The organism is Chthonobacter albigriseus (genome assembly GCF_013839445.1).
Classification (GTDB): domain Bacteria; phylum Pseudomonadota; class Alphaproteobacteria; order Rhizobiales; family Pleomorphomonadaceae; genus Chthonobacter; species Chthonobacter albigriseus.
Genome location: NZ_JACDIT010000001.1, coordinates 1,687,785 through 1,713,262, shown reverse-complemented (window position 1 = coordinate 1,713,262; position 25,478 = coordinate 1,687,785). Strand labels below are relative to the sequence as shown.

At 69.6% G+C, this 25,478-nt stretch carries 20 protein-coding genes; 4 read left to right on the top strand and 16 right to left on the bottom strand.

Features of this window, described 5'->3' with window-relative positions:
• A complete protein-coding gene (locus HZ321_RS07745; RefSeq protein WP_181701600.1) occupies positions 1-504 on the bottom strand; it encodes a hypothetical protein in 504 nt (167 codons plus the stop codon).
• A gap of 317 nt (positions 505-821) precedes the next feature.
• Between HZ321_RS07745 and HZ321_RS07740 the strand changes: the two genes are divergently transcribed.
• The gene (locus tag HZ321_RS07740; protein ID WP_181701599.1) at positions 822-1,418 is read left to right on the top strand and encodes a septation protein A; all 597 of its coding nucleotides are present in this window, start codon (positions 822-824) and stop codon (positions 1,416-1,418) included.
• A gap of 454 nt (positions 1,419-1,872) precedes the next feature.
• Here HZ321_RS07740 and HZ321_RS07735 read toward each other — a convergent pair whose 3' ends face one another.
• From HZ321_RS07735 to tesB, 13 genes are all read right to left on the bottom strand, one after another.
• The gene (locus HZ321_RS07735; protein WP_181701598.1) at positions 1,873-2,349 is read right to left on the bottom strand and encodes a GNAT family N-acetyltransferase; all 477 of its coding nucleotides are present in this window, start codon (positions 2,347-2,349) and stop codon (positions 1,873-1,875) included.
• A 144-nt stretch (positions 2,350-2,493) separates the two neighbouring features.
• Positions 2,494-3,903 (bottom strand): 3-isopropylmalate dehydratase large subunit, encoded by a 1,410-nt coding sequence (gene leuC / locus HZ321_RS07730; RefSeq protein WP_181701597.1) that lies wholly within the window; start codon positions 3,901-3,903, stop codon positions 2,494-2,496.
• A 297-nt stretch (positions 3,904-4,200) separates the two neighbouring features.
• Entirely contained in the window at positions 4,201-4,974 is a 774-nt protein-coding gene (locus tag HZ321_RS07725; protein ID WP_181701596.1) for a DUF1028 domain-containing protein, read from the bottom strand.
• Between the two features lie 463 nt (positions 4,975-5,437).
• The gene (locus HZ321_RS07720; RefSeq protein ID WP_181701595.1) at positions 5,438-8,983 is read right to left on the bottom strand and encodes an indolepyruvate ferredoxin oxidoreductase family protein; all 3,546 of its coding nucleotides are present in this window, start codon (positions 8,981-8,983) and stop codon (positions 5,438-5,440) included.
• Between the two features lie 219 nt (positions 8,984-9,202).
• Positions 9,203-10,276: a DUF1501 domain-containing protein gene (locus HZ321_RS07715; protein WP_181701594.1), complete on the bottom strand. Its 1,074-nt coding sequence runs from the start codon at positions 10,274-10,276 to the stop codon at positions 9,203-9,205.
• Positions 10,269-12,425, bottom strand: a complete 2,157-nt coding sequence (locus tag HZ321_RS07710; RefSeq protein ID WP_181701593.1) for a glycoside hydrolase family 3 N-terminal domain-containing protein — start codon at positions 12,423-12,425, stop codon at positions 10,269-10,271. Before HZ321_RS07710 ends, HZ321_RS07715 begins: the two co-directional genes overlap by 8 nt.
• Before the next feature lie 168 nt (positions 12,426-12,593).
• On the bottom strand, positions 12,594-13,235 hold the full coding sequence (locus tag HZ321_RS07705; RefSeq protein ID WP_181701592.1) for a LolA family protein: 642 nt from the start codon (positions 13,233-13,235) through the stop codon (positions 12,594-12,596).
• A 105-nt stretch (positions 13,236-13,340) separates the two neighbouring features.
• A complete protein-coding gene (locus tag HZ321_RS07700; protein WP_181701591.1) occupies positions 13,341-16,226 on the bottom strand; it encodes a DNA translocase FtsK in 2,886 nt (961 codons plus the stop codon).
• 104 nt (positions 16,227-16,330) lie between these two features.
• The gene (locus tag HZ321_RS07695) at positions 16,331-17,527 is read right to left on the bottom strand and encodes an aminotransferase class I/II-fold pyridoxal phosphate-dependent enzyme (protein WP_181701590.1); all 1,197 of its coding nucleotides are present in this window, start codon (positions 17,525-17,527) and stop codon (positions 16,331-16,333) included.
• A gap of 221 nt (positions 17,528-17,748) precedes the next feature.
• Complete coding sequence (locus HZ321_RS07690; protein ID WP_181701589.1) at positions 17,749-18,087, bottom strand: P-II family nitrogen regulator; 339 nt, start codon at positions 18,085-18,087, stop codon at positions 17,749-17,751.
• Positions 18,088-18,402: 315 nt separating this feature from the next.
• Positions 18,403-19,812, bottom strand: a complete 1,410-nt coding sequence (locus HZ321_RS07685; protein ID WP_181701588.1) for an ammonium transporter — start codon at positions 19,810-19,812, stop codon at positions 18,403-18,405.
• A 35-nt stretch (positions 19,813-19,847) separates the two neighbouring features.
• Entirely contained in the window at positions 19,848-20,186 is a 339-nt protein-coding gene (locus HZ321_RS07680; RefSeq protein ID WP_181701587.1) for a P-II family nitrogen regulator, read from the bottom strand.
• Between the two features lie 298 nt (positions 20,187-20,484).
• Positions 20,485-21,348: an acyl-CoA thioesterase II gene (tesB, locus tag HZ321_RS07675; protein WP_181701586.1), complete on the bottom strand. Its 864-nt coding sequence runs from the start codon at positions 21,346-21,348 to the stop codon at positions 20,485-20,487.
• 142 nt (positions 21,349-21,490) lie between these two features.
• On the opposite strand from tesB, the gene HZ321_RS07670 reads away from it, so the two are divergent.
• Complete coding sequence (locus HZ321_RS07670; protein WP_181701585.1) at positions 21,491-22,717, top strand: ubiquinone biosynthesis hydroxylase; 1,227 nt, start codon at positions 21,491-21,493, stop codon at positions 22,715-22,717.
• 19 nt (positions 22,718-22,736) lie between these two features.
• Here the strand turns inward: HZ321_RS07670 and HZ321_RS07665 are convergent, their stop codons facing one another.
• Positions 22,737-23,291, bottom strand: a complete 555-nt coding sequence (locus tag HZ321_RS07665) for a L,D-transpeptidase family protein (RefSeq protein ID WP_181701584.1) — start codon at positions 23,289-23,291, stop codon at positions 22,737-22,739.
• A gap of 127 nt (positions 23,292-23,418) precedes the next feature.
• Here HZ321_RS07665 and HZ321_RS07660 point away from each other — a divergent pair, with 127 nt between their 5' ends.
• Positions 23,419-24,102 carry a response regulator transcription factor gene (locus HZ321_RS07660; protein WP_181701583.1) on the top strand — a complete coding sequence of 228 codons (684 nt, stop codon included), beginning with the start codon at positions 23,419-23,421 and terminating at the stop codon, positions 24,100-24,102.
• 46 nt (positions 24,103-24,148) lie between these two features.
• On the top strand, positions 24,149-24,625 hold the full coding sequence (locus HZ321_RS07655; protein WP_181701582.1) for a cyclic nucleotide-binding domain-containing protein: 477 nt from the start codon (positions 24,149-24,151) through the stop codon (positions 24,623-24,625).
• Positions 24,626-24,632: 7 nt separating this feature from the next.
• Here the strand turns inward: HZ321_RS07655 and HZ321_RS07650 are convergent, their stop codons facing one another.
• A complete protein-coding gene (locus HZ321_RS07650) occupies positions 24,633-25,448 on the bottom strand; it encodes an exodeoxyribonuclease III (RefSeq protein ID WP_181701581.1) in 816 nt (271 codons plus the stop codon).
• Positions 25,449-25,478 lie beyond the last annotated feature (30 nt).

The following is a 25,478-nucleotide window of genomic DNA, read 5'->3' as shown; positions in this document are numbered from 1 at the left end:
CTATTCCAGGATGTCGATGGACGCCGGAACCGGCGGCATGGCGTTCGAGCCGAGCTGGGTGGCGAGCGTGCCGCGGAAGACCCCGTCGTCCCCCAGCGTCAGCGACGCCACGGCTCGTCGAAGCGTGGGCAGCGTGATGGTTTCGCCTGCAAGGACAATGGCGCAGTAGCTGCTGTTCGGTGCCTTCCAGCATTTTGCGTCGGGGTCGTAGGCGTCCGCCGACAGGAGGAAGCTGGCGCTCTGCCCGTCTGCGCTTGCCGTCTCGCCCACGCCCGACAGCCATTCCCGGACGCGAGTGGTCTTCTCGTCGGCCTTGCTCAAGTCGAGGACGACCCGGAACGGCCCGCCCGCGTCGAACACCGCCTTCAAGGCGGTGGCGCGCATGTCCGGATCGGAGCTTGTCAGCCCGGCCTGCCTCGCCCGGCGCACGAGAACGGGATTGCCGGAGGAGATCATCGCCGACATGGCGGTGATGCGGGTGTTGGCGTCGGGGTCCCGCAACATCGCGTCGAGCGCGTCCAGTTCGGCCTAGTCGCCCTGCACCTTCTTCAGAACGTCGGCGGCCGACATCTGGGCGCTGGCGGGCGCCGGCAGGAACGCCATCGCGACGACGGCGAGAACGAATATGGCCCGCATGACTTTCTGTCCCCCTCCGCGCCTATCCGTCCGGCGGTCACGGTCATTTCCACCCAGGCATGCAACCATAAGGGTAGTACAGGCGCAATGGCCGCTGTTGCGGGGGTTCCCGGCCTATAAACCCCATTGTCGGCGGCCGAGCCGACCACTAGTTAGAGGATGCAAACGACGGAGAGCCCCACCTGATGGAATTCGAGAAAGGTCCTAACGATCCGGCCACGCGCCACGAGAGTCCTCTCGTCAAGCTGGCCCTGGAACTCGGACCGCTCGCCGTCTTTTTCTTCGCCAACAGCCGCTACGACATCTTCACCGCCACCGCCGCCTTCATGGTGGCGATGCTGGTGTCGCTGGTGGTGTCCTGGACGCTGACGCGGCGGCTGGCTGTTATGCCGGTGGTGACCGGCGTCGTGGTGCTGGTGTTCGGCGGGCTGACGCTGTTTCTGCACGACGACACCTTCATCAAGATGAAGCCGACGATCGTCAACGGGTTGTTCGCCGCCGTCCTGTTGGGCGGGCTCGCCTTCGGCCGACCGCTGCTCGGCTATGTCTTCGACGGGGCCTTCAAGCTCGACCAGGAGGGCTGGCGCAAGCTCACCTTCCGCTGGGGCCTGTTCTTCGTGCTCCTGGCGGTGATCAACGAAGTGGTCTGGCGCACGCAGACCACCGATTTCTGGGTCGCCTTCAAGGTCTGGGGGATCATGCCGCTGACGCTGGTCTTCTCGGCGGCGCAGTTGCCGCTGCTGACCCGGCACAGCCTGGACCGCGACGAGCCGGCAGCCTGAATCGGCGTCGCCGGCTGAAGTTATCCCCGCCGTCCGCCCCGGCGCTATTCTCAACCCCGCTCCTGCCCGAACGAGGGCGTACCGGTCGTCTCGGCGCGCGGGCGGGAGTGCGGAGCGGCGGCTAGGGCCTGACGAGCCCGAACCGCCGGCGACCGAAAACGGGACCGCCTACGGTCGGGTGATGCCGGCCGAGCACGCTGCAAAACTTCATGCGTGTGCCTGGAGAGGGAAGTGAACGTATACCTCCAGGAGGTCTGTCCCGCATAAGGCCGCAGCCTCCGTGCGCGGGGCGCGCGGGATCCGCCGGACCGGCGGGTTCAAGCACCCATTCTTCAAGTCTGTCGATCGGCGCCCGCTTGAGCGCCGGTGGCCCGAAGCGCCCCGCGCACCTCCCCATCGACCGCGGCCCCCAAGGGCCGGCGGCGGCTTCGGCGCGCCTGTTGCCAGCGGCTGGTCAGGCCAGCGGATCGATCGGGATCTCGTAGAGCTTGGAGGAGGAGAGCGAAGCGATCTCCTCGTAGAGGCCGGGTTCGGGCGGCAGGCCGGTGGCGGCGGCGTCGACCGGCTTGGGCACGATCCAGCGCAGGCGAGCCCAGCCGCGGCTCTGGCCCTCGATCTTCAGCGTCTCTACGAAGCGGCGGCCGATGCCGCGGTTGCGGAACTCGGGCAGCACGTAGATGTCGTCGAGCTGGCCGACGCGGAGGCCCGTGATGGTGTCCGGCAGGTCGAAGAAGACCGCGAAGCCGATCAGCGCGCCGGTCTCCGAATAGGCGCCGAGCACCTCGGCGGTGCGGTCGGCGGTCAGGAGCTCGGCGTAGTATTCGTCCGGGCGGCGGGGCGCGCCGCGACGCATCGCCTGGGCATAGGCCGCGATCAGCGGCGCGAGGTGGTGGGCATCCTTCTGGCCGAGCGCCTTCACGGTGACGGTCATGGTGTCGCGGTTCCCCTCGTGAGCGGACCGGGGGACAGGCGGCCCCGGCTCCTCCAACAAACGGCCGGCCCGATCTCCCGGGCCGGCCGCTTCTTTTTCCAGGCGCCGGATCGGCGCGTCAACCCTTCCAGAAGTCCAATGACCTCACTTCCAATCGCGGATATCCACGAAATGGCCGGCAATCGCCGCGGCCGCCGCCATGGCGGGGGACACAAGGTGGGTGCGGCCCTTGAAGCCCTGGCGGCCTTCGAAGTTGCGGTTGGAGGTGGACGCGCAGCGCTCGCCCGGCTTCAGCTTGTCGGCGTTCATGGCCAGGCACATGGAGCAGCCCGGCTCGCGCCATTCGAAGCCGGCCGCCTTGAAGATCTTGTCGAGGCCCTCGGCCTCGGCCTGAAGCTTCACCAGGCCGGAGCCGGGGACGACCATGCCGTGGACGGTCGGGGCGATGGTGCGGCCCTCGACCACCTTGGCGGCGGCGCGCAGATCCTCGATGCGGCCATTGGTGCAGGAGCCGATGAACACCCGGTCGAGCGCGATATCGGTGATCTTGGTGCCCGGCTTCAGGCCCATGTACTCCAGCGCGCGCCACTTGGAGGCGCGCTTGTTGTCGTCGGCGATGTCGTCCGGGTTCGGGACGATGCCTGTGACGGAGACGACGTCTTCCGGCGAGGAGCCCCAGGAGACGATCGGCGGCAGGTTGGCGGCGTCCAGGCGCACCTCGCGGTCGAAGTGGGCGCCCTCGTCGGAGTAGAGCGTCTGCCAGTAGGCAAGCGCGCGATCCCAAGCCTCGCCCTTGGGCGCACGCGGCTTGTCCTTGATGTAGGCCCAGGTCTTCTCGTCGGGCGCGATCAGGCCGGCGCGGGCGCCGCCCTCGATCGACATGTTGCAGACGGTCATGCGGCCTTCCATGGAAAGCGCGCGGATTGCCTCGCCGGCGTATTCCATGACGTAGCCGGTGCCGCCGGCGGTGCCGATCTCGCCGATGATGGCGAGGATGATGTCCTTGGCGGTCACGCCTTCGGGCAGCTGCCCGTCGACGGTGATCCGCATGTTCTTCGCCTTTTTCTGGATCAGCGTCTGGGTGGCGAGCACGTGCTCCACCTCAGAGGTGCCGATGCCGTGGGCGAGCGCGCCGAAGGCGCCGTGGGTGGAGGTGTGGCTGTCGCCGCAGACGATGGTCATCCCGGGCAGGGTGAAGCCCTGCTCGGGGCCTACCACGTGGACGATGCCCTGGCGCACGTCGAGCTCGTTGTAGTACTCGACGCCGAACTCCCGGGCGTTGATGGCCAGCTGCTCGACCTGCTCGCGGCTTTCCGGATCGTCGATGCCGTGGCTGCGGTCGGTGGTGGGCACGTTGTGGTCGACGACGGCCAGCGTCTTGCCGGGCTGGTGCACCTTGCGGCCGGCGACGCGAAGTCCCTCGAAGGCCTGCGGGCTGGTCACCTCGTGGACGAGGTGGCGGTCGATGTAGAGCAGCGCGGTGCCGTCCGGCTGGGTGTCGACCAGGTGGTCGTCCCAGATCTTGTCGTAGAGCGTGCGGGGGGTCGCGGTCATGGGCGTCTGGCTTTCCTGAGTGGACCGGCCGCGGGGTCCTTCGAAGGGCGGCGGTCACGGCATGGTCGAGAACGGGACAACGGGCGCGGCGCGCGCCGGCCGGTCAGCCGACAGGTCGGCCGTGGGCGGCCAGGAGGCGCGCGAAAAAGCGCCATGGCAGGCGCGCGTGGTCGTGCACGGGGGCATAGTCCCCCGTGGTCGGCAAACGCAGGCCTGTCACGATCCGGCTCATGGCCGTGTCATTACCAGAAAACCGGCGGCGGCGTCCATCGGTGCGTGCGCGTCGGGGCGGGGCTTTCAGGCGGTTTCGGAGGCTGCGACCAGTGCTGGCTTCGGCGCCGATCCGCCGCCGCCCGGGCGGTCCGGCGGGGCGAGCGCGAGCATCGCCTTGACCGCGTCGGGCACCGGTCCGGCCGGAGCGCCACGCCGCGGCAGGCCGCCGACGAAGGGCAGCAGCTGCAGCCGGGCCACGGCCAGCACGCGGGCGAGCTCGGCGACCGGCTCGGGGTGCTCGTCGACCCTGAGGCTGACGAAGGGGTAGTCCTCGCCGTCGTGCACCAGCAGCGCCGCCGATTGCTTGCCGCGCTTGTCACCGCCCGCCGCGTCGCCGGCGAGCAATGCCGCCATCAGCCGGCCGGGCAGATCCTCGCCGTCGGCGGCATGGTAGGCGGCTGCCATGGCGTCCAGAACCTCCGGCCCGGTCAGCATGTTGCCCTGGATGGAGAGGCCGGGCGCGGTGAGATGGCCGCACCAGGGCGTGCAGGCGTCGCCGGTGTGCGCGGCCGAACCGCCGCGGACGTCCACGACGCCGACCTGCCGCACCTCCGGCGCGCCGTCGCCGGCAAGTACCGCGGCCAGCGCCGTTTCGGCGTCGGCACCGCCGGCCATGATCGCCAGGGCGTCGAGCGCGAGATAGGGATTGACCCACGACTGGGTGGCGACCGCGCCGGCGCCGACCCGGACGAACGGGCAGAGAGCGCCGACGCCGGGGACGGCGGTCGCAACCGCCACGCCGAGGGCGCCCGTCCGCTCGCAGCGCGCGACGATGGAATAAGTATTGGCGATCACCATGGCAGTCCCCCCGCGCTCCCTTGCCCAACACATCGGCCCGGCAGCTCCCGCGCCATCCAGCAAGAGCCATCCGGCCAGGGCCATCTAGCAAGGGCCATGCCGGATCGCTTCCGCCTTGGTCCATCCGATATTCAGGTATCTAGCCCGGCCGGCGGCGATGTTATCCACGCCCGGGCGAACGGCGCTACTGTGGACCTCCGTATGCGCACGTCGAGGCCGGCACGGCGGTTGCCGCAACGGTAGAAATAGGCGGGATCTTTCGGGACGAGTTGAAACGAGGTCAGAAAGGAGGCGAAACGGTCCCTGCAGCTGTCCATATGGCTTTGTTCGGGTAATTTTACTTCGTCGGCTAAAGAGCGCGATCGTTCAGGTTATAGGCAAGCGCGAGGGCAGGAACCGGGACGACAGACACCGAATTCTCGGTAGCACCGGTCGATGCCGAGCCGCTTGAAGCCAATTTTCTTTAGCCGGCTACCTTGTTATCCACCGCGATTGCCGGGTTCCCCGCAGCGCTCGCCGCCGGAGGATGGAGCCTCGTCAGCAGCTGGGACTGGCGCAGCGCCGCCTTGCGCGCGGCCTCGGCTTTCACATGCCCGAAGCCGCGGATGCGGAGCGGTAGGGCGGCCAGTTCCTCGGCAACCCCGAGATCGATCGTCGGCAGGCCGTCGGCGATCCGGCGCAGAATGCCTTCGTATTCAGCGATCAATCGCCGCTCCATGCGGCGCTCGGCGGTCCAGCCGAAGGGGTCCAGCGGTGAGCCGCGGAGCACCCTGCCGCGGGAAAGGAGGCGGAAGACGGGAAGCATCCACGGACCAAAGCTCATCTTGCGCGGCTCGCCGGTGGTCGGATCGCGACGGGCCAGCAGCGGCGGGGCGAGGTGGAACCGGAGCTTCATGTCCTCGCCCTCGAAGCTGTCCGCGAGCTTGCGCTCGAAGCTTCCCTCGGTGAAAAGGCGCGCCACCTCGTACTCGTCCTTGTAGGACATCAGCTTGAAGAGCGCCCGGGCAGCCGTCCGTGCCAGGGCGCCGGAGCCCCCGACACGGGCTTCGGCCGCGGCGAGCCCGCCGATCGCGGTCCGGTAGCGGTCCGCCCAGGCGGTGTTCTGGTAGGCGGTCAGAAATGCGGCGCGGCGATCCACCAGCGCTTCCAGGTCCGGCTCGACCGCTTCGGCTGGGGCGGTGATCGCCGGGTCCGCGGCTCCGGGCTCCACGGCGAGCACTCGGCCCCAGCGGAACGCCTCCAGGTTCAGCGGCACGGCTTCGCCGTTCATGGCGATGGCCGCCTCGATCGCCCGGTGCGAGACGGGCAGCAAGCCGGCCTGGGAAGCGACGCCCAGCAGCATCATGTTGGCGGCGATCGAGTTGCCGAGCAGCGCGGTCGCGATCGCGGTCATGTCGAAGGTGCGCACCTCGCCACCGACCTTGCCGATGGCGGCGAGGAGGTCGTCGACGGGCAGGTCGAAATCCGGGTCGCGGGTGAAGTCGCCCGGCATCACCGCGGCGGTGTTGACGAGAAAGGCGGTTCGGCCGGGCTTGGCCGCCGCCAGCGTCTTGCGGGTGCCGGCCGTCACCACGTCGAAGCCGAGCACCAGGTCGGCGTGGCCGGCGGAGACGCGGATCGCCTTGATGTCGTCCTGGCGCCTGGCGAGGCGGATGTGGCTGACCACCGCGCCGCCCTTCTGGGCGAGACCGGCCATGTCGATGATCCCGCAGCCCTTGCCTTCCAGGTGGGCCGCCATGCCGAGGATCGCGCCGATCGTGACGATGCCGGTGCCGCCGATGCCCGTGGCCAGGATGTTCCAGGTGCCCTCCGGCTCGCGCACTGTCGGTGCCGGCAAGCCGGCGAGCAGCCGGTCGAGGGCGGCGGCGTCCGCGGTGCCGGCATGGCGGCGCGGTTCGGCATTCTCCACCGTCACGAAGGACGGGCAGAAGCCTTTCAGGCAGGAGTAGTCCTTGTTGCAGTTGGACTGGTCGATCATCCGCTTGCGGCCGAACTCGGTCTCGACCGGCTGGATGGAGACGCAGTTCGATTTCCGCCCGCAGTCGCCGCAGCCCTCGCAGACGAGCTCGTTGATGAACACGCGTTTTTTCGGGTCGGGGTAGGTGCCGCGCTTGCGGCGGCGCCGCTTCTCGGCGGCGCAGGTCTGGTCGTAGATCAGCACGGTCACGCCCGGCGTGGCGGCGAGCTCGGTCTGCACCGCCATCAGGTCCTCGCGCGGGTGGATCGTCATCGGCGCAGGCCAGCCGATGGTGGAGGGGTAGCGGCCGGGATCGTCGCTGACCAGCACCAGACGGGCGACCCCCAGCGCCGCGATCTCGCGGGCGATCCGGTCCACGGTCAGCCCGCCGGCATGCGCCTGGCCGCCGGTCATGGCGACCGCGTCGTTGTAGAGCAGCTTGTATGTGATCGTCGTACCGGCAGCGACAGCAGCGCGAATGGCAAGGCTTCCGGAGTGATTGTAGGTGCCGTCGCCGAGGTTCTGGAAGATGTGCGGCCGGGTGGAGAAGGGCGCTTCGCCGATCCAATGGGCGCCCTCGCCGCCCATCTGCGTGGTGCCCTCGGTGCCGCGGTCCATCCATTGGACCATGTAGTGGCAGCCGATGCCGGCCGAACCGCGCGCGCCGTCGGGCAGCACCGTGGAGGTGTTGTGCGGACAGCCGGAGCAGAAGTGGGGCCGGCGTACCGCGATCTCGGGGCCGGGCTGCGCCGCGGCTTCCACCCGGCGCAGGCGCTCGAGAGCGTCGGCGACGTCGGGCAGGTCGAATCGGGCGAGCAGGCGCTCGGCGATCGCAATGGCGATGCGGTTGGGATCGAGCGCGCCCTTGACGGGGAACAGCCAGTCGCCGCGCTCGTCCTTCTTGCCGATGCAGACCGGCATGTCGGACAGCCCGAACAGCTCCTCGCGGAACTGCACCTCCACCAGCGAGCGCTTCTCCTCCACGATCATCGCCAGTTCCAGGCCGCGCGCGAATTCGGCGAGCTCCAGGCGCGAGAGTGGCCAGGGACAGGCGATCTTGAACAGGCGGATGCCGAGATCGTCGGCGCGCTCCAGCGAGATACCCAGTTCGGAAAGCGCCTCCAGCACGTCGAGATAGGACTTACCCACGGTCGCGATTCCGATGCGAGGATGGGATCCACCTGACGTCACGATGCGGTTGAGGCGGTTCTCATGGACGAAGGCAAGCACGGCGTCGCGCTTCCAATCGTGGAGGCGGGCTTCCTGGGAGAGCGGGTCGTCGCCGAGGCGGATGTTGAGCCCGCCGGGTGGCATGGCGAAGTCGCCGGGCGTCACGATCGACAGCCGGTCAAGGCTGCCGTCGATGATGGCGGTGGATTCGATGTTGTCCTTGACGCACTTCATCGAGACCCAGGTGCCGGCGAAGCGGCTGAGCGCCCAGCCGTAGAGGCCGAAGTCGATGATCTCCTGCACTCCGGCCGGGTGGAGAATGGGGATCATCACGTCGACGAAGTGGAACTCAGACTGGTGGGCGGTGGAGGAGGATTCGGCATTGTGGTCGTCGCCCATCAGCGCGAGCACGCCGCCGTTCCGGGCGGTGCCGGCGAAGTTGGCGTGGCGGAAGACGTCGCCGCAGCGGTCGACGCCGGGGCCCTTGCCGTACCAGAGCGCGAAGACACCGTCGGTGCGGCTCTCGCCGCGCAATCCGGCCCCCTGGGTGCCCCAGACGGCGGTGGCGGCGAGTTCCTCGTTGAGGCCGAGCTGGAAGCGGATGTCGGCGGCGTCGAGAACGGATTTCGCGCGGTTGAACTGCCCGTCGATGCCGCCGAGCGGCGATCCGGGGTAGCCGGAAACGTAACCCGCTGTGCGCAGCCCCGCCCGCCGGTCCAGGTCCCGCTGCATCAGGCAGAGACGGACGACGGCCTGCGCGCCGGAGACGAAAATGCGGTCGCGCGTCAGATCGTACTTGTCGTCGAGGGAGATCGGGACAAGCGGCCGGTCGGCACCCGGGAACGGGTCCGCGATCGCCGGGACGTGAGTCGGCGTCGACATGTCGGGCTTCCTCCGCCCGCCTGTCCGGTCTCGCTTCTTGTCCGGCGGATGAACGGCTCCGCCGACGGACCGGTTCAAGGCGGAATAATCGAATGACTGTTCGATTTATAGGTCAATCCCGCTGACCTTTCAACCGCTGTTGTTCTCCGGGACGACCACCGGTCCCTTGATAAGGAGATGGTGCGGTGAGCGGGTCCTGCAAGCGCAGGCCCGGCCAGCTCAAACGAGACCGTCCGGGAAGGCGGATCGGGTGAGGCCTGGAGCGAGCGCATCGTCGATCGCGGAGGCGAGAACCGCATGGACGTTCCGGGTCGCCCGAAGGTCCCGCCCTTCGTGCAGCGCTGGCGCCGACAACCCGGGCCAGTCGGCGAGAACGCGGCCCCCGCGAACGCTGCCGCCGAGGATCATGGCAGCCGTGCCGGTGCCGTGGTCGGTACCGCCGGCCGCGTTGAGGGCGACGGTGCGTCCGAACTCGGTCACCACAGCCATCACAGTGCTGGTCCAGACGGGTGCGAGCGTCTCGGCGAGCGCGGCGACGGCCGTATCGAGGTCGGCGAGCGGGCGGGCGAGGGTCCGCTCCTGCGCGGCATGGGTATCCCAACCCGGCAGGTCCAGGACGGCGAGCCGCGGTCCGTCCGGAGCGGCGAGAAGGGTACCGAGTGCGCGAGCGATATCGACCGTCGAGGCCTGACGACGATGCGGCGCGGCGACGGAGAGCGTGCGGCCACCCCTCCTCGCGTCGGACAGCGCGACGAGGCGGTCGAGGGACAGCGCGGTTACCGCTTCGGGCGGCAGGTAAAGGCGCGAGGTGGCACCGTCGGTCAGGCCGGAGGGCCGATCGCCTACGGTGACCACCCGGCGATGCGGGGCAACGACGGGCGCCAGCGCGACGAGCCAGCCCGCGCCGTGGGGGCCGGTCCCCAGCCTCTGCAGGGCGATCTGGTGCGACCGGGACGGCGCGCCGGTCCCGACGGCATGGGCGACCAACGCCTCCCCGGCGCGGTACCGGGCGTGGATTGCCGGCAGCGCGGCGGGGAGGGCGAAGAAGCCGTCGAGCGGCAGCTGGCCGCTTTCGGCCAGGGCTGGCCGCAGCCGCCGGATATCCGGGTCGCCGACCGGCGGGACGAGCGACAGGCCGTCTGCGCCGCCGCAGAGGACGATCACCACGACCCGCGGATCGGGAGCGACGGCCGCGGCCACCGCCGGACCTGTGCTCCCGACCGCCAGCGACAGGCCCGCCCCGACCAGGAGATCGCGGCGCGTCAGAGGAAAGAGGTCGGTCGGCTCAGCCATTGGCGCTCCGGCGATCGCCCAGCACCCGGACGCGGGTCGGGATCAGGCGCTTCCTGTCCGCCGAGGGGCCGACCATGAGCTCGAACTCGCCGGGCTCCAGCACCGGCCGCAGGTCGCGTCCCGGAAAGGAGAGATCCCGGGCGGGCAGGCTGAAAACCACGGTCCCGGACTCCCCGGGAGCAAGCGCGCAGCGGGCGATGCTTTTCAGATCCATCGCGGGACGAGCGACGCTGGCGACGAGGTCGCGGGCGAACAGGAACACCGTCTCCTCGGCGGCGACCCGGCCCTCGTTCCGGAGGTCCACGACGATGTCGAAGGCCTCGTCGGCGGTGATTTCGGTCCGCTCGACGTCCACCCCGGCGATCGTCACGTCGCCGTAGGTGAGACCGTGGCCGAACGGAAACAGCGGCGTGTTCGGCACATCCAGGTACTTGCTGGTGAAGCGGTCTGCGGGGTCGTCGGGCCGGCCGCCGGTCCGCTCGGCGAAGAAGATCGGCACCTGACCGAGGTTGCGCGGCCAGGAGAGCGGCAGCCGGCCGGAGGGCGAAGCGGCGCCGGTCAGGATGTCGGCGATCGCGTTGCCGGCCTCGCTGCCGAGGAACCAGGCGGCGAGCGTGGCGCCCGCGCGCCCGACCAGCCAGTCGACGGCGAGCGGCCGGCCGGCGCAGATCACCGCCACCGTCGGCTTGCCGAGATCGAGGACCGCCTCGGCCAGCGCCCGCTGCCGTCCCGGCAGGTCCAGCGACGACCGGCTCGCCGCTTCGCCGGACATGTTGGCGCCCTCGCCGATCGCAAGCACCACCGCGTCGGCCTGCCGGCAGAGATCGATCGCGGCGGCGATGCCGGCCTCGTCGTTGCCGTCGATCGGCACGCCCGCGGCGAAGCGGACCTGCGATCCCGGCATCGCGGCGCGCAGGCCGTTCAGGATGGAGACCGCCTCGGCGCCGTCGCCGGCCGCGGACCAGGAGCCGAGCATGTCGTAGGGCGCGTCGCCGAGCGGACCGACGAGGGCGATGCGGCGGACGGTGTCGGGGAAGGGCAGCACGCCGGCAGCGTTGTCGAGGAGGACCACCGAGCGCCGGGCGGCTTCCCGAGCCAGCGCCCGAACGCCCGCCGCGTGATCCTCGTCGAGGGCTGCGGTGCCGCGGCCGTAGGGCGCGTCGAACAGGCCGAGGCGCTGCTTGAGGGCGAGCACCCGGCGGACCGCGCGGTCGACGTCGGCCATGTCCACCAGCCCGCGGTCGAGTGCCTTGGGTAGGCCGGCTTCGTAGGCGTAGCCCATCATGTCGATGTCGACGCCCGCCTTGAGGGCGAGGGCGGCGGCTTCGGCGACGTCGGCGGCGACGCCGTGGTCGATCAGTTCGGCGACCGCGTGGTAGTCGCTGATCACCACGCCGTCGAAGCCGGTGCGCACGCGCAACCAGCGGTCGAGCAGGTCCCCGTGGGCGGTCATCGGCTCGCCGGCCAGATCGTGGAAAGCGGGCATCACCGCGACGACGCCGGCCTTCACGGCGGCTTCGAAGGGCGGCAGGTAGACCTCGTGCAGCGTCCGCTCGGACACGTCCACCGAGGCATAGTCGCGACCCGCGGCCGGCGCACCGTAGGCGACGAAGTGCTTGGCGGTGGCGCCGACGGCCGAGGGCGAAGCGAGGTCGCGGCCCTGGAAGCCGCGGACCTTGGCCTCGGCGAAGAGCGAGGCGACGGTGGGATCCTCGCCCGGCCCCTCCACGATGCGCCCCCAGCGCGGGTCGCGGGAGACGTCGATCATTGGGGCGAAGGTCAGCGCCACGCCGTCGCGTGCGGCCTCCATGGCGGCCTCGCGGGCGGTGCGCTCCCAGAGAACCGGATCCATCGCCGCGGCTTCCGCCAGCGGCACCGGAAAGATGGTGCGCTGGCCGTGGACGACGTCGAAGCCGAACAGCAAGGGAATGCCGAGGCGGGTTCCCTCCACGGCCATCAGCTGCAGCCGGTGCACGGCCTTGACGCCGAAGACGTTGAGGACGGAGCCGATCCGGCCCTCGCGGACGCCGCCCGTGATATCCCCGGCCAGCACCGGTCCGGTTACGGTGAAGCCGGCGGCCAGCATGTTGAGCTGGCCGATCTTCTCCGCAAGGGTCATCTCGGCAAGAAGCCGCTCGATGTCCGGCATGGACGCCCCTTCAGGCCGGTCTCCGGGAACGCCGGCCGGGGCCGGGCGCGGGGAGTTGAGCAAAGCCGGGGCGCGGGGGCAAGGGCGTCAGTCGAGGAGGGTCGCGAAAACAACCGGGCTGGCGTCGAGAGCCAACCGTTACGCTGCGAAAACCCGAGGTGGTTCGGCTCACTTGTACTTGGAGTAGTTGATCTCGAACCACTTCGGGTTCGTCTCGGTGCCGGTCTTCACCTCGTAGAGCGCCACGGTGGTGTCGAGGCCCTGGGCGTCGGTCACCGTCCACTGCTTCAGCTCAATGGTGCGGCTGTCGAAGATCAGCGTCAGGCGACCGGAGCCGTAGAGGGCGGTGTCCTCCATGACGACGGTGATCAGGTCGGCGTCGGCGCTGACCTCCTGGATCACGGCCTCCTGGGTGAGGTCCACGTTCTGCGAGACGAGAAAGCGCAGGGGCGTTTCGGAGAGGAGCACGAGGGTCTGCTCCTGCAGCTTCTTGTCGTCGATAGCCACCGTCCGGCCGTCGGCAATGATGTCCAGCTGGGCCGGCGGGTAGTAGCGGAAGCGCAGCTTGCCGGGCCGGTCGATCACGAAATAGCCGGTCACCTGGCCGCCGTCCGGGCCGGTCTGGACGAACTTGCCCTCGATGGTGCGGATCGAGTTGAAGTAGTTGTTGATGGCATCCAGCGAGGCGCGCTGCTCGGGATTGAGCCCGGCCAGGTTGGGCGCGGCGACGGTTGCGGTCGCGAGCAGGGCGCAGACCAGGGCAGCGGCGAGGGTCGTCAGGGTTCCGCAAAGGCGGCCGGTGATCGTCATGAAGGCTCTGGTCCGTGGTCGGCCGGCCGGGCGAACCGGCCGTTGATGGGTATCGCTGACTTATGGAAACGAACGTGGCGAAACAAGGTTCGCCGTCGTCCGGCATCAGTCTTCGTCACCGCCGCCGACCAGGATCTCGCGTTTGCCGGCGTGGTTGGGCGGGCCGATGACGCCCTCCTTCTCCATGCGCTCGATCAGCGAGGCGGCCTTGTTGTAGCCGATGCCGAGGCGGCGCTGGATGTAGGAGGTGGTCGGGCGCTTGTCGCGCAGCACCACGGCGACCGCCTGGTCGTAGACGTCGGCGGAGCCGTCCTCGCCGGTGCCGTTCGGCCAGCTCTCGCCGGAGCCACCCTCACCGTCGCCACCCTCCTCCTCGTCCGCGGTGATGGCCTCCAGGTAGTCCGGGGCGCCCTGCGACTTCAGGTGGGCGACGATGTGCTCAACCTCCTGGTCCGACACGAAGGGGCCGTGGACGCGCTGGATGCGGCCGCCGCCGGCCATGTAGAGCATGTCGCCCTGGCCGAGCAGCTGCTCGGCGCCCTGCTCGCCGAGGATGGTGCGGCTGTCGATCTTGGAGGTGACCTGGAAGGAGATGCGGGTCGGGAAGTTGGCCTTGATGGTGCCGGTGATGACGTCCACCGACGGACGCTGCGTCGCCATGATCACGTGGATGCCAGCCGCGCGGGCCATCTGGGCGAGGCGCTGCACGGCGCCTTCGATGTCCTTGCCGGCCACCATCATCAGGTCGGCCATCTCATCGATGATCACGACGATGAAGGGCAGCGGCTTCAGGTCCATCTCCTCGGTCTCGAAGATGGGCTCGCCGGTCTCCCGGTCGAAGCCGGTCTGGACCGTGCGGGAGATCTGCTCGCCCTTCTCCAGCGCCTGGGCGACCCGCAGGTTGAAGCCCTCGATGTTGCGGACGCCGAGCTTGGACATTTTCTTGTAGCGGTCCTCCATCTCCCGAACCGTCCACTTCAGGGCCACCACGGCCTTGCGGGGGTCGGTCACGACGGGGGAGAGGAGGTGCGGGATGCCGTCGTAGACGGAGAGCTCCAGCATCTTCGGGTCGATCATGATCAGGCGGCATTCCTCCGGCTTCAGCCGGTAGAGCAGCGACAGGATCATGGTGTTGATGGAGACCGACTTGCCCGAGCCGGTGGTGCCGGCCACCAGCATGTGCGGGGTGCGGGCGAGGTCGACGATGACCGGCTCGCCGCCTATCGTCTTGCCGAGCGCGAGCGCGAGACGGCCCTTGGACTTCTCGAAATCCTGGGCGGCGATCAGCTCGCGCAGGTAGACGGTCTCGCGCTTCTGGTTGGGCAGCTCGATGCCGATCGCGTTCTTGCCCGGGATGACGGCGACGCGGGCGGCGATGGCGCTCATGGAGCGGGCGATGTCGTCGGCAAGGCCGATGACGCGGCTCGACTTGATGCCGGGCGCGGGCTCCAGCTCGTAGAGCGTGACCACCGGGCCGGGGCGGACGTTGATGATCTCGCCCTTGACGCCGAAGTCCTCCAGCACGCCCTCCAGGAGGCGGGCGTTCTGCTCCAGCGCGTCGGCGGAGATCTTGACCTGGCCGACCTGCTTGGGCTCGGCGAGGAGCTGCAGCGGCGGCATCTGGTAGGCATCGAGCAGCGACAGCTGCTGGGCGCCGGTCGCCCGGCGGCCGGGCTGCGGCGGCGGGGCGGGCGGCTGGACGCGCGAGAGGCCGCGGTCGATCAGGCCCGGCGCCGGGGCAGGCGTTCCGCCGATGCGGGCGGCCGGGCCGCGCAACGGCGCCTGGGCCGGGATCTGGCGGGCGGCCTGTGGTACCTGGACGGCGCGGGGCGGAGCGATCGGCTCGTCGTCGTAGCCGTCGTCCTCTTCCAGGCCCTCGCCGCGGTTCGGGGCGCCGACGATGCCGGCGCGGTCGTAGAGGCGCTCGTCGAGCTCGAAGCCGCGCGGGTCCATGTCATCCGTGTCGAACGGCGGCTCTTCGTCGTCCTCCACCTGCCGGGCCCGGCGGGCGTCGACGGTCATGCCGGGCATGCCCATGCCCATGCCAGGTTCGGCGCGGCCGTCGTGGTCGATGAGGTCGTCGAGACCGTCGCGTGGCTCGGTCAGGCCCTTCATGAAGCGGGTCACGCGGCTGGCGGCATTCGCCATCTGCGCGGTGCGGCGCACCGGGGGCGTCGGCGCTTCGTCGTCGAGCTCGGCGACGTCATAGCCCTCGTCGTCCTCGCCGGGATAGGCGACATCGCGGGCCCGGGCTGCGCCGAAGCGGCGGGCGATGCCGGCGCGGGCGGTCAGCCAACCGTGCCCGACAAGGCCCATGAACGCCTGCAGCCGGCCCTCGCGGCCGTCGCCGTCCGCCTCGTCCTCGTCGGGAATGGCGTCGTTATCCTCGGCGGCGAGTTCCTCGGCATACTGATCGGGTTCGGAACGCGGGAAGCCGGAGGCGTAGGCCATGACGAGGGCGGTGAGCGGACCGAACAGGATCATGCAGGCGAGGCGGCCGCTGTCGGTGAGCACGCCGCCCGTGAAGGCGGCCGGTATCTGCAGCATCAGGTCGCCGATGGCGCCGCCGAGACCGGTCGGCAGGGGCCATCCGGCGGTGGGCGGCAGGGCGCTCATGAAGGCGGCGCCGAGGAAGGTGCCGGCGATCCAGGCGAGCCAGCGGCCGCGGGCGATCTCCACGGCCCTGCCCACGGTGAGGCGCCAGCCCCAGACCACGAGGGGGACCAGGAAGATCGCGGCGGTGAGCCCGATCAGCTGCAGGACGAGGTCGGAGACCACGGCGCCTGCGGAGCCGAGGACATTGCGCACCGGCGAATCGGTGGAATGGCTCCAGCTCGGATCCTCCACGGACCAGGTCGCCAGGGCAGCGGCAAGCGCGGCGACGCCGGCGATCATGAGCAGGCCGGTGGCGCCGGCGATGTTGCGGCGCATGGCCTGCTTCAGGCGGCTGTCGGTCATATGGCGGTGCGAGGCAAGGCTTCTGGTCCGCATCGTCGATCCACTCACAAGGTCTCTGCGTGTCGGCTGGGCGCGGCTGCCGCGTTCGGCCAAAACAGGTTCGTTCCGGTCGCCGCGGCGCGGGCGCATCGGCGCGGTCATGACAGCATCTCCACCAGGCGGGCGAGGGCCTCGTCGGTCCGTTCGGGCGCGTCGACCATGGCGATCCTGATGTAGGCTGCGCCGGGGTTGGCGCCGTCCGGACCGTCGGCCGAGAGATAGCCGCCGGGCAGCACCTTGACGCCGGCTTCGGCCCACAGGCGGCGGGCCACCGCCTCGCCGCCACCGAAACGCGCGACGTCGAGCCAGAGGAAGAAGCCGCCGGGCGGCATCACGTCGCCGAACAGCGGCGCGAGGCGTGCCGCGGCGGCGGCGAACTTCTGGTCGTAGAGGCGGCGGTTCGCGACCACGTGGGTCTCGTCGCCATAGGCAGCCACCGCCACCGCCTGGACCGGGATCGGCACCTGCGGCGCGGCGACGTTGCGGAAGGTCGCCCACGGTTCGATGAAGGCCGGGTCGCCTGCCGCGAAGCCGCAGCGCAGGCCCGCGAGGTTGGAGCGCTTGGAGAGGGAGTTGAAGGCGATCACCCGGTCATAGCGGCCAGTGCGGTCGGCGGCCTGGAGCACGCCCGGAGGCGGCGTGCCGCGCCAGATCTCCGAATAGCATTCGTCGGCAAAGAGCCAGAAGCCGTGTCGGCGCGCGAGGTCGACGAGACCGGACCAGGTCTCTGCGGCGGCGACCGCGCCCTGCGGGTTCGCCGGCGAGGCGTAGTAGAGGGCGAGGGTGCGGCCGAGCAGGGCCGGGTCGAGGCTTGCGACGTCGGGCAGGAAGCCGGTTTCAGGCCCGGCCGACAGCAGGATCGCCTCGGCGCCAGCCGCATCGGCGGCGGCGGCATAGACCGCGTAGAAGGGATTCGGCAGCAGCACGGCCGGGCGCGTGCCGTCCGGCTCCCGCATCCGCATCGCCTGGATCGCGGCGGAGAACAGGCCTTCGCGCGAGCCGTTGAGCGGGATGATGCCGTTGTCGCGGTCGAGCGGGGTGCTGAGCGCGTAGCGTCGCTCGGCCCAGGCGGCGACCGCCTCGCGGAAGGCGGGCGTTCCCTTGATCGGAGGATAGCGGCCGAAGTCGGCTATGCCGGCGGCCAGGATCGGCGCGACGAAGTCGGGAACGGCGTGGCGCGGCTCGCCGACGGTGAGGTCGATGGGCGGACGGCCGGGCGCGACGTCGCGGACCAGCGCGGCGAGGCGCTGGAAGGGCGAGGCGATCGGTGCGGCAGGTGCGCGCGGCGCAGTCATCTCACTGGGGCGTCCGGTTCGGTGCGGAACGGGCGAGCCTCGAGCACACGCCGACAACGAGGCGGTCTCGCGGCAGACCGCGACAGAAGACCGACCCTAGCCGCCGCATGGTTAAACGGGCTTTAACCGACCGGCCCGCGGTAGCGGCCGACGGGCGGGGCGCAACGAAAAAGGGCCGCATCGCTGCGGCCCCTCCCGGGATTAGCCGATGGCAGTGGTGGTCAGAGCGCCTCGTCGGCGGTTTCGCCGGTGCGGATCCGCAGCGCCTGCTCGATGGCGTAGACGAAGATCTTGCCGTCGCCGATCTGGCCGGTCTTGGCCGCGGCGGCGACCGCGTCGACGACCTTGTCGACCTGGTCCTCGGACACCGCCACCTCGATCTTCAGCTTGGGCAGAAAGCTGACGGCGTACTCGGCACCGCGGTAGATCTCGGTGTGGCCTTTCTGGCGGCCGTAGCCCTTGACCTCGGTGACGGTGAGGCCATGGACGCCAACGCCCGTCAGAGCATCGCGAACCTCGTCGAGCTTGAACGGCTTGATGATGGCCATGACGATCTTCATGCGATTTCTCCTCGGGGCTCTCAACGGTTTCGGCCAGGGGCGGCCGGTGGAAGGGGCCCGGACGGCGGCGCGTTGCCGGTGACGCCGGCTGCGTCCGGTGGAATGTCTCGAAGCATCGGACGGTGGACCTTGTCCCGTCATCCTCGAAACGATCTTGAGGCCAATGCGGGTCCGGCTGCAAGCCGCGCGGGGCCAGGCATCGGGCGAAACCGGCGAAAATGCCGATCGGTCGCAGTTATCCGCCCCATGACGGAGCCGGATAGGATCAGGGAAAAAAGAAGGCGGGACCCATTGCGGATCCCGCCTCCCGGTTCATCAGCCGTTGTAGGCGCGTTCGCCGTGGGTGGTGATGTCGAGACCTTCGCGCTCGGCCGCTTCCGGCACGCGCAGCCCGATCACCGCCTTGACGATGAGGAGCGAGACCACAGACACCACGCCGGACCAGACGATGCAGGTGAGCACCGCCCAGATCTGCTTGCCCACCTGGGCGCCCATCTCGTAGCCGGCGAGGGGGAAGCCGCCGAGGGAGTCGGAGGCGACCACGCCGGTCAGGATGGCGCCGACGATGCCGCCAACGCCGTGTACGCCGAAGACGTCCAGGCTGTCGTCGTACTTCAGCTTGGCCTTCAGCCAGACCACGGCCCAGAGGCAGACCACGCCGGCGATGGCGCCGAGCAGGATCGCGCCGCCGACACCGGCGAAGCCGGCCGCCGGGGTGATCGCGACGAGGCCGGCGACGGCACCCGAGGCAGCGCCGAGGGCGCTGGCATGGCCGCGGGTCAGCCACTCCACGAAGGACCAGGCCAGGGTGGCGGCGGCGGTCGCGACGACGGTGTTGAGCAGCGCCTGGGCGGTCAGGCCGTTGGCTTCCAGGTTGGAGCCGGCGTTGAAGCCGAACCAGCCGACCCAGAGCAGGCTGGCGCCGATCACGGTCCACACGAGGTTGTGCGGGGCCATGTTGTCCTTGCCGTAGCCGACGCGCGGGCCGACCATGATGGCGGCGACGAGGCCGGCGATACCGGCGTTGATGTGCACCACGGTGCCGCCGGCAAAGTCATAAGCGCCGACCGCGAAGAGGTAGCCCGACGGCGCATCGGCCGCGGACGGGCCACCCCACCACCAGACCATGTGGGCCATGGGCAGGTAGGAGAAGGTGAACCAGAGCACCAGGAAGGCGAGAACCGCGGAGAACTTCATCCGCTCGGCGACGGCGCCGATGATGAGGGCCGGGGTGATCGCGGCGAAGGTAAGCTGGAACACCACGAAGGTGAGTTCGGGGATGAAGACGCCCTGGGTGAAGGTCTCAGCCAGGGAATCGAGCTTGACGCCGCTCAGGAAGGCCTTGGACAGGCCGCCGAAGAAGGGCGACAGGGCGGTGACCTCCTCGGCCGTGCCCGGGCCGGTGAAGGCGATCGAGTAACCGTAGATGACCCAGAGGATTGCGATCAGCGAGAAGCCGACGAAGACCTGCATCAGGATCGAGAGAATGTTCTTGGCGCGCACCAGGCCGCCGTAGAACAGGGCGAGGCCCGGAAGCGTCATCAAGATCACGAGGATCGTGGAGAGCAGCATCCAGGTGGTGTCGCCCTTGTCGGGGACCGGGGCGGCCGGAGCGGCCGCAGCAGCTGCGTCGGCCGCAGGCGCCGCGGCGTCCTGGGCGAAGGCTGCAGTCGCAGCGAGCACCAACAGCGGTGCCGCCGCGAGGAGTGTCTTGAGGTTCTTCATCGACTTCCTCTTCTCGATGTGACGGGCGAGCAGGGTCACAGGGCTTCCGTGTCGGTTTCGCCGGTGCGGATGCGCACCGCCTGTTCGATGGCGTAGACGAAGATCTTGCCGTCGCCGATCTGGCCGGTCTTGGCGGCGCCGGCGATCGCATCGACCACCTTGTCCGCCTGGTCGCTGGGGACCGCGACCTCGATCTTCAGCTTCGGGAGAAAGCTGACGGCGTATTCCGCGCCGCGGTAGATCTCGGTGTGGCCCTTCTGGCGGCCGTAGCCCTTCACTTCGGTGACGGTTAGTCCATGCACGCCCAGCGTCGTGAGGGCATCACGCACCTCGTCGAGCTTGAACGGCTTGATGATGGCCATGACGATCTTCATCGGTGTCCTTCTCGATCAGACATTGCGAGCACCCGGTACGGGCCGACCACCGGGCCGGAGACCATCCCGCGGGCGTCACTCCTCGACGACCAACCGGGCTCGACGGGCCAACATGGAATCAAGCTTCGTGCCAAGTGGCCGAAGCTGGAGGGATCAGCGGATTCGGAGGCGAAGCCCGCAGGCATTCCGCAGGGTCGACGACGCAATTGCGTCGGATGTGAGCAGAATCGTGAAAAAATTGTGATTCTGCACATTCGTTGGGCAGATGCCCGGAAATCGAGTGCTCAATGCACGTGCATCATAAGGCGTTCTTCTCGCGAATGAGGCCTTCTTGTGCAACGGAGGCCAGGAGCGTGCCGTCCCGGCTGTAGAGGCTGCCGCGGGTGAAGCCACGTGCGCCGGAGCCGGAGGGGCTGTCCTGGGCATAGAGCAGCCACTCGTCCACCTTCGCCGGGCGGTGGAACCACATGGCGTGGTCGAGACTGGCGACCTGAAGAGTCGGGTCGAACACCGATCGGCCATGCAGAACGAGTGCGGTGTCGAGAAGCGTCATGTCGGAGAGGTAGGCGAGCACCGCGCGGTGGACGAAAGGATCCTCCGGCAAGGGGGCGGACGTCTTCACCCACACATACTGCCGCGGGTCGGGCGGACGGCGGCCGAGATAGCGGCCGACGTCGACCGGCCGGAGGGTCAGCGGTCTGGGCCGGGACCAGTAGCGCTTCACCGGCTCGGGTGCGAACTTCATGATCATCGCCGCGAACTCCTCCTCGGACGGGAGCTCCTCCGGCGGGGTGACGACCGGCATCTCGATCTGGTGGGTCAGTCCGTCCTCCGTCGTCTGGAAGGAGGCGGAGAGCGCGAAGATGGCGCGGCCGTGCTGGATCGCGACGACCCGGCGGGTGGTGAAGGAACCGCCGTCGCGCAGCCGGTCGGTCTCGTAGACGATCGGCACCTTGGGATCGCCGGGCAGCAGAAAATAGGCGTGAAGGGAATGGATCGGGCGGGCGGGATCGACCGTGCGGGTGGCTGCCACCACCGCCTGGGCGATCACCTGGCCGCCGAAGACGCGCTGCCAGCCGACCGACGGGGAGCGGCCGCGGAACAGGTTCTCCTCGAGCCGCTCGAGGTCGAGAATGGAAACGAGCTCTTCCACGGGCGACATGAAGATTGTACTCCATCGGCGGCCAAGACCTGTCCCGGCCGCCGGCCGCGACCATATCCGGCAGTGAGCGGAGCCGATCCTGACGCAAACGTCAACCGGGGCCGCGGCGCCCGACCGAAGGGCCAACGAGAGGAGCCGTCCGATGACCCCGCCGGCCGTTCAGGACATCGTCGTCGCAGGCGGAGGCTACGTCGGCCTGTCGCTGGCCCTCGCGGTGGCGACTTCGGCGCCGGGAACGCGGATCACGGTGGTCGACATCCGGCCGCCGGCCGACGTTTCCCGCGATCCGCGCGCTTCGGCGATCGCGGCCGCGGCGCGCCGTCTGCTCGACACGCTCGGCGTCTGGTCCGCGGTGGCGCCGCTGGCGCAGCCGATCGTCGACATGGTGGTGACGGATTCGCGGCTCGAGGACGTGGTCCGGCCGGTGTTCCTGACCTTCGACGGCCAGGTGGAGGAGGGGGAGCCCTTCGCGCACATGGTGCCGAACGGGGCGCTGGTCGCCGCACTCGCTGCCCGGGCCGCTGAGGCCGGCGTGCAGGTCGTCGCGCCCGACGCGGTCACCGACTTCTCCGTCGACGGCGGCGGGGTGACCGTCCAGCTGAAGTCCGGCGGCACCATCCGCGCCCGTCTGCTGGTGGCAGCGGACGGAGTAAAGTCGCGGCTTCGGGCGCTCGCCGGCATCCGGACGCTGACCTGGTCCTACGGGCAGTCCGGCATCGTCACCACGATCGAGCACGAGCGGCCGCACGGGGGGCGGGCGGAGGAGCACTTCCTGCCGTCCGGGCCGTTCGCCACGCTGCCGCTCACCGGCAACCGCTCGTCGCTGGTGTGGACGGAGCGCAGCGACGTGGCGGACCGGCTGGTGAAGGGCGATGCGCTCGTGTTCGAAGTCGAACTGCAGCGGCGGATCGGCCACCACCTCGGCGCGGTGCGCGTGGTCGGACCGCGCCATGCCTATCCGCTCGGGCTGACGCTGGCGCGGGATTTCGTCAAGCCGCGGCTGGCGCTGATCGGCGATGCGGCGCACGGCATCCATCCGATCGCGGGTCAGGGGCTGAACCTCGGCTTCCGCGACGTGGCCGCGCTTGCCGAGGTGCTGGTGGAGGCGCTCCGGCTCGGGCAGGACGTGGGCGCGCTCGACGTGCTGGAGCGCTACGAGCGCTGGCGCCGCTTCGACACCTGGCAGATGGCGGCGGTGACGGACGTACTCAACCGGCTGTTCTCCAACGACCTCGCGCCGGTGCGGATGATCCGCGACTTCGGGCTCGGGCTGGTCGACCGCATGCCGCGGCTGAAGCGCGCCTTCATCGGGGAGGCCGCCGGCAGCCACAAGGCCCAGCCTCGTCTGCTGGACGGGCTGGAGATCTGAACGGCTCAGCCGATGACGATCACCCTATGACGATCCGCGCGCGCGGCCCGAGGCGGGCGAGGATGCGGCGCATGTCGGCGGCGGAAACGGCGACGCAGCCGGCGGTCGGCGTGTAGCTGGGCGCGGCGAGGTGGAAGAAGATGGCGCTGCCGCGACCGCGCCGACGCGGGGCGATGTTCCAGTCCAGCACCACGACCACGTCGTAGAGGCGGTCGGCGCGAACCATCTCCTCGTGGCTCTGCTCATAGGGCAGCGTGACCGGGCGGTTGTAGTTGCGGTCGGCGGGGGCGTCGCACCAGCCGAGGTCTCGGCGGGCGGGGCGCAAGGGGAGACGCGTGGTGGGGCGGACGGGCTGGCGGTCCGGCCTCCAATAGCCGTAGAGCAGCGGCAGGCCGGCCGCCGGGGATGCGCCGTCGCCCTCCCGCTTGCGCCGGGTCACGCCCGACCGGCCAAGGGCGCAGGCGACGTCCAGACCCGGGGCCTGGAGCCGCCCGATTGTCCGGGCAGGCGACACGATTCGAACGCGCAAAGTCGTGATCAACCCGTGCTTGACCTTCACCTTGCCGTGCACCATCTCCGCAGCCCTTGACCCCACTATCGAAAACCCGCCATTTCGGCCACCATACCGCCGGAGCCGTCCGGGCCGCAAAGGCTCGGCGGCGCATTCCGCCGCCGGCGCGACAGACGAGGGCAGCCCTGCCATGACCGCACGTAAGATCCTGATCGTCGACGATGACAACGATCTAAGGGAAGCGCTGGTCGAGCAGCTCGCACTCTACGAGGAATTCGAGCCGCTGGAGGCGGAGACGGCCGCCAAGGGCGTCCAGGCTGCCCGGGCGGCTCATGTCGACCTGGTGCTGATGGACGTGGGGCTGCCCGACATGGACGGCCGCGAGGCGGTCAAGCTGCTCCGCAAGGGCGGCTTCGCCAGCCCGATCATCATGCTCACCGGCCATGATTCGGACAGCGACCAGATCCTCGGATTGGAGGCGGGCGCCAACGACTACGTCACCAAGCCGTTCAAGTTCGCCGTGCTGCTCGCCCGGGTGCGCGCCCAGCTGCGCCAGCACGAGCAGTCGGAGGAGGCGGTCTTCACGATCGGTCCGTACACCTTCCGGCCGAGCGCCAAACTGCTCGTCGACGGCAAAGGGTCCAAGGTCCGGCTGACGGAGAAGGAAACCTCGATCCTCAAGTACCTCTACCGGGCGGGCGAGAAGGTGATCACCCGCGACGTGCTGCTGCACGAGGTGTGGGGCTACAACGCCGGGATCACGACGCACACGCTGGAGACGCACATCTACCGGCTTCGCCAGAAGATCGAGCGGGATCCCTCCAATGCCCAGTTGCTCGTGACCGAGGGCGGAGGATACAAGCTCGTTCCGTGACCTGCCCCATTGCCCGATCCCCACGGACCGGGCAGGCTGAGACGGAATGAGCCTAGAAACAGACGTCCGACTTCTCCAGCAACTGCCGCTGCTTTCCGGCTTCTCCGAGGAGAAGCTGCGACTGCTCGCTTTTTCTGCGGAGAATCGCAGCTTCCGGGACGGCCAACGGCTGTTCTCGGCGGGCGACTGGGCGGATTCGGGCTACGTGGTCTCGTCGGGCAAGGTGGCGATCCACACGGAAGGCTCGGACACCGAGCAGCCGGTGACGATCGTGGAGCGCGGCGCGCTCGTCGGAGAACTCTCGCTGATCGTCGAAGGGGTGCGCCCGGCGACCGCGGTCGCGGTGGGGCCCGTGGAGGTGATCCAGATCCGCCGGGTGCTGTTCCGCCGCATGCTGGAAGAGTTCCCCGACGTCGCGGTCTCCATCCAGACGCGTTTCTTCTCCAGACTGGAGGAGACCAACCAGGCGCTTGCCAAGGTGGCTGGGCGGCTGAAGTCGATCGAGGAGCCGGGCGGCGGCTGACGTTCCGTCAGGAGAGGTCGAAGGTGGCCATCACCGGGACGTGGTCGGACGGGCGGTCCCAGTCGCGGGCGTCCTTCAGGATGCGGAACCCGGCGGACCGGGCAGCCAGCTCCGGATGGGCCCAGATGTGATCCAGCCGGCGGCCCTTGTCCGCGCCACGCCAATCCTTCGCCCGATAGCTCCACCAGGTGTAGATCCGCTCGTTCATCGGGACGGCAGCGCGGCAAAGGTCGACCCAGCCGCCGGCCTGCCGGACCTTCTCCAGCGCGGCGCATTCCTCGGGGGTGTGGCTCACGACGCGGATCAATGCCTTGTGGGACCAGACGTCGGTCTCGTAGGGCGCGACGTTGAGATCGCCGACGATCACGTCCGGGCAGTCCGGCGAGGCGGCGGGGAGCCAGGCGGCCATCTCGGCGAGGAAGTCCATCTTGTGGGCGAACTTCGGATTGCGCTCGCGGTCGGGCTCGTCGCCGCCGGCGGGCACATAGAAGTTGTGCACGCGCAGACGGCGTCCGGCATGCTCGAGGACCACGGCGACGTGCCGCGGATCGCCCTTGTTGCAGAAGGAGCGGATCTCCACCGCTTCGAACGGTAGCCGGGAGACGATGGCGACCCCGTGGTAGCCGCCCTTGCCGCCGTTCACGGCCACGTAGGGATAGCCGATCTTGCGGAAGGCGGCCGACGGGAACTGGGCGTCGCCGCACTTGGTCTCCTGAAGGCAAAGGACGTCCGGCGCTTCGTGCTCCAGGAGACGCTCGACGATCAGGCGGCGCATGCGCACGGAGTTGATGTTCCAGGTGGCGACAGTCAACGCCGCGGTCATGTCCAGGCCTCGTCGATCCGATGGGAGCGG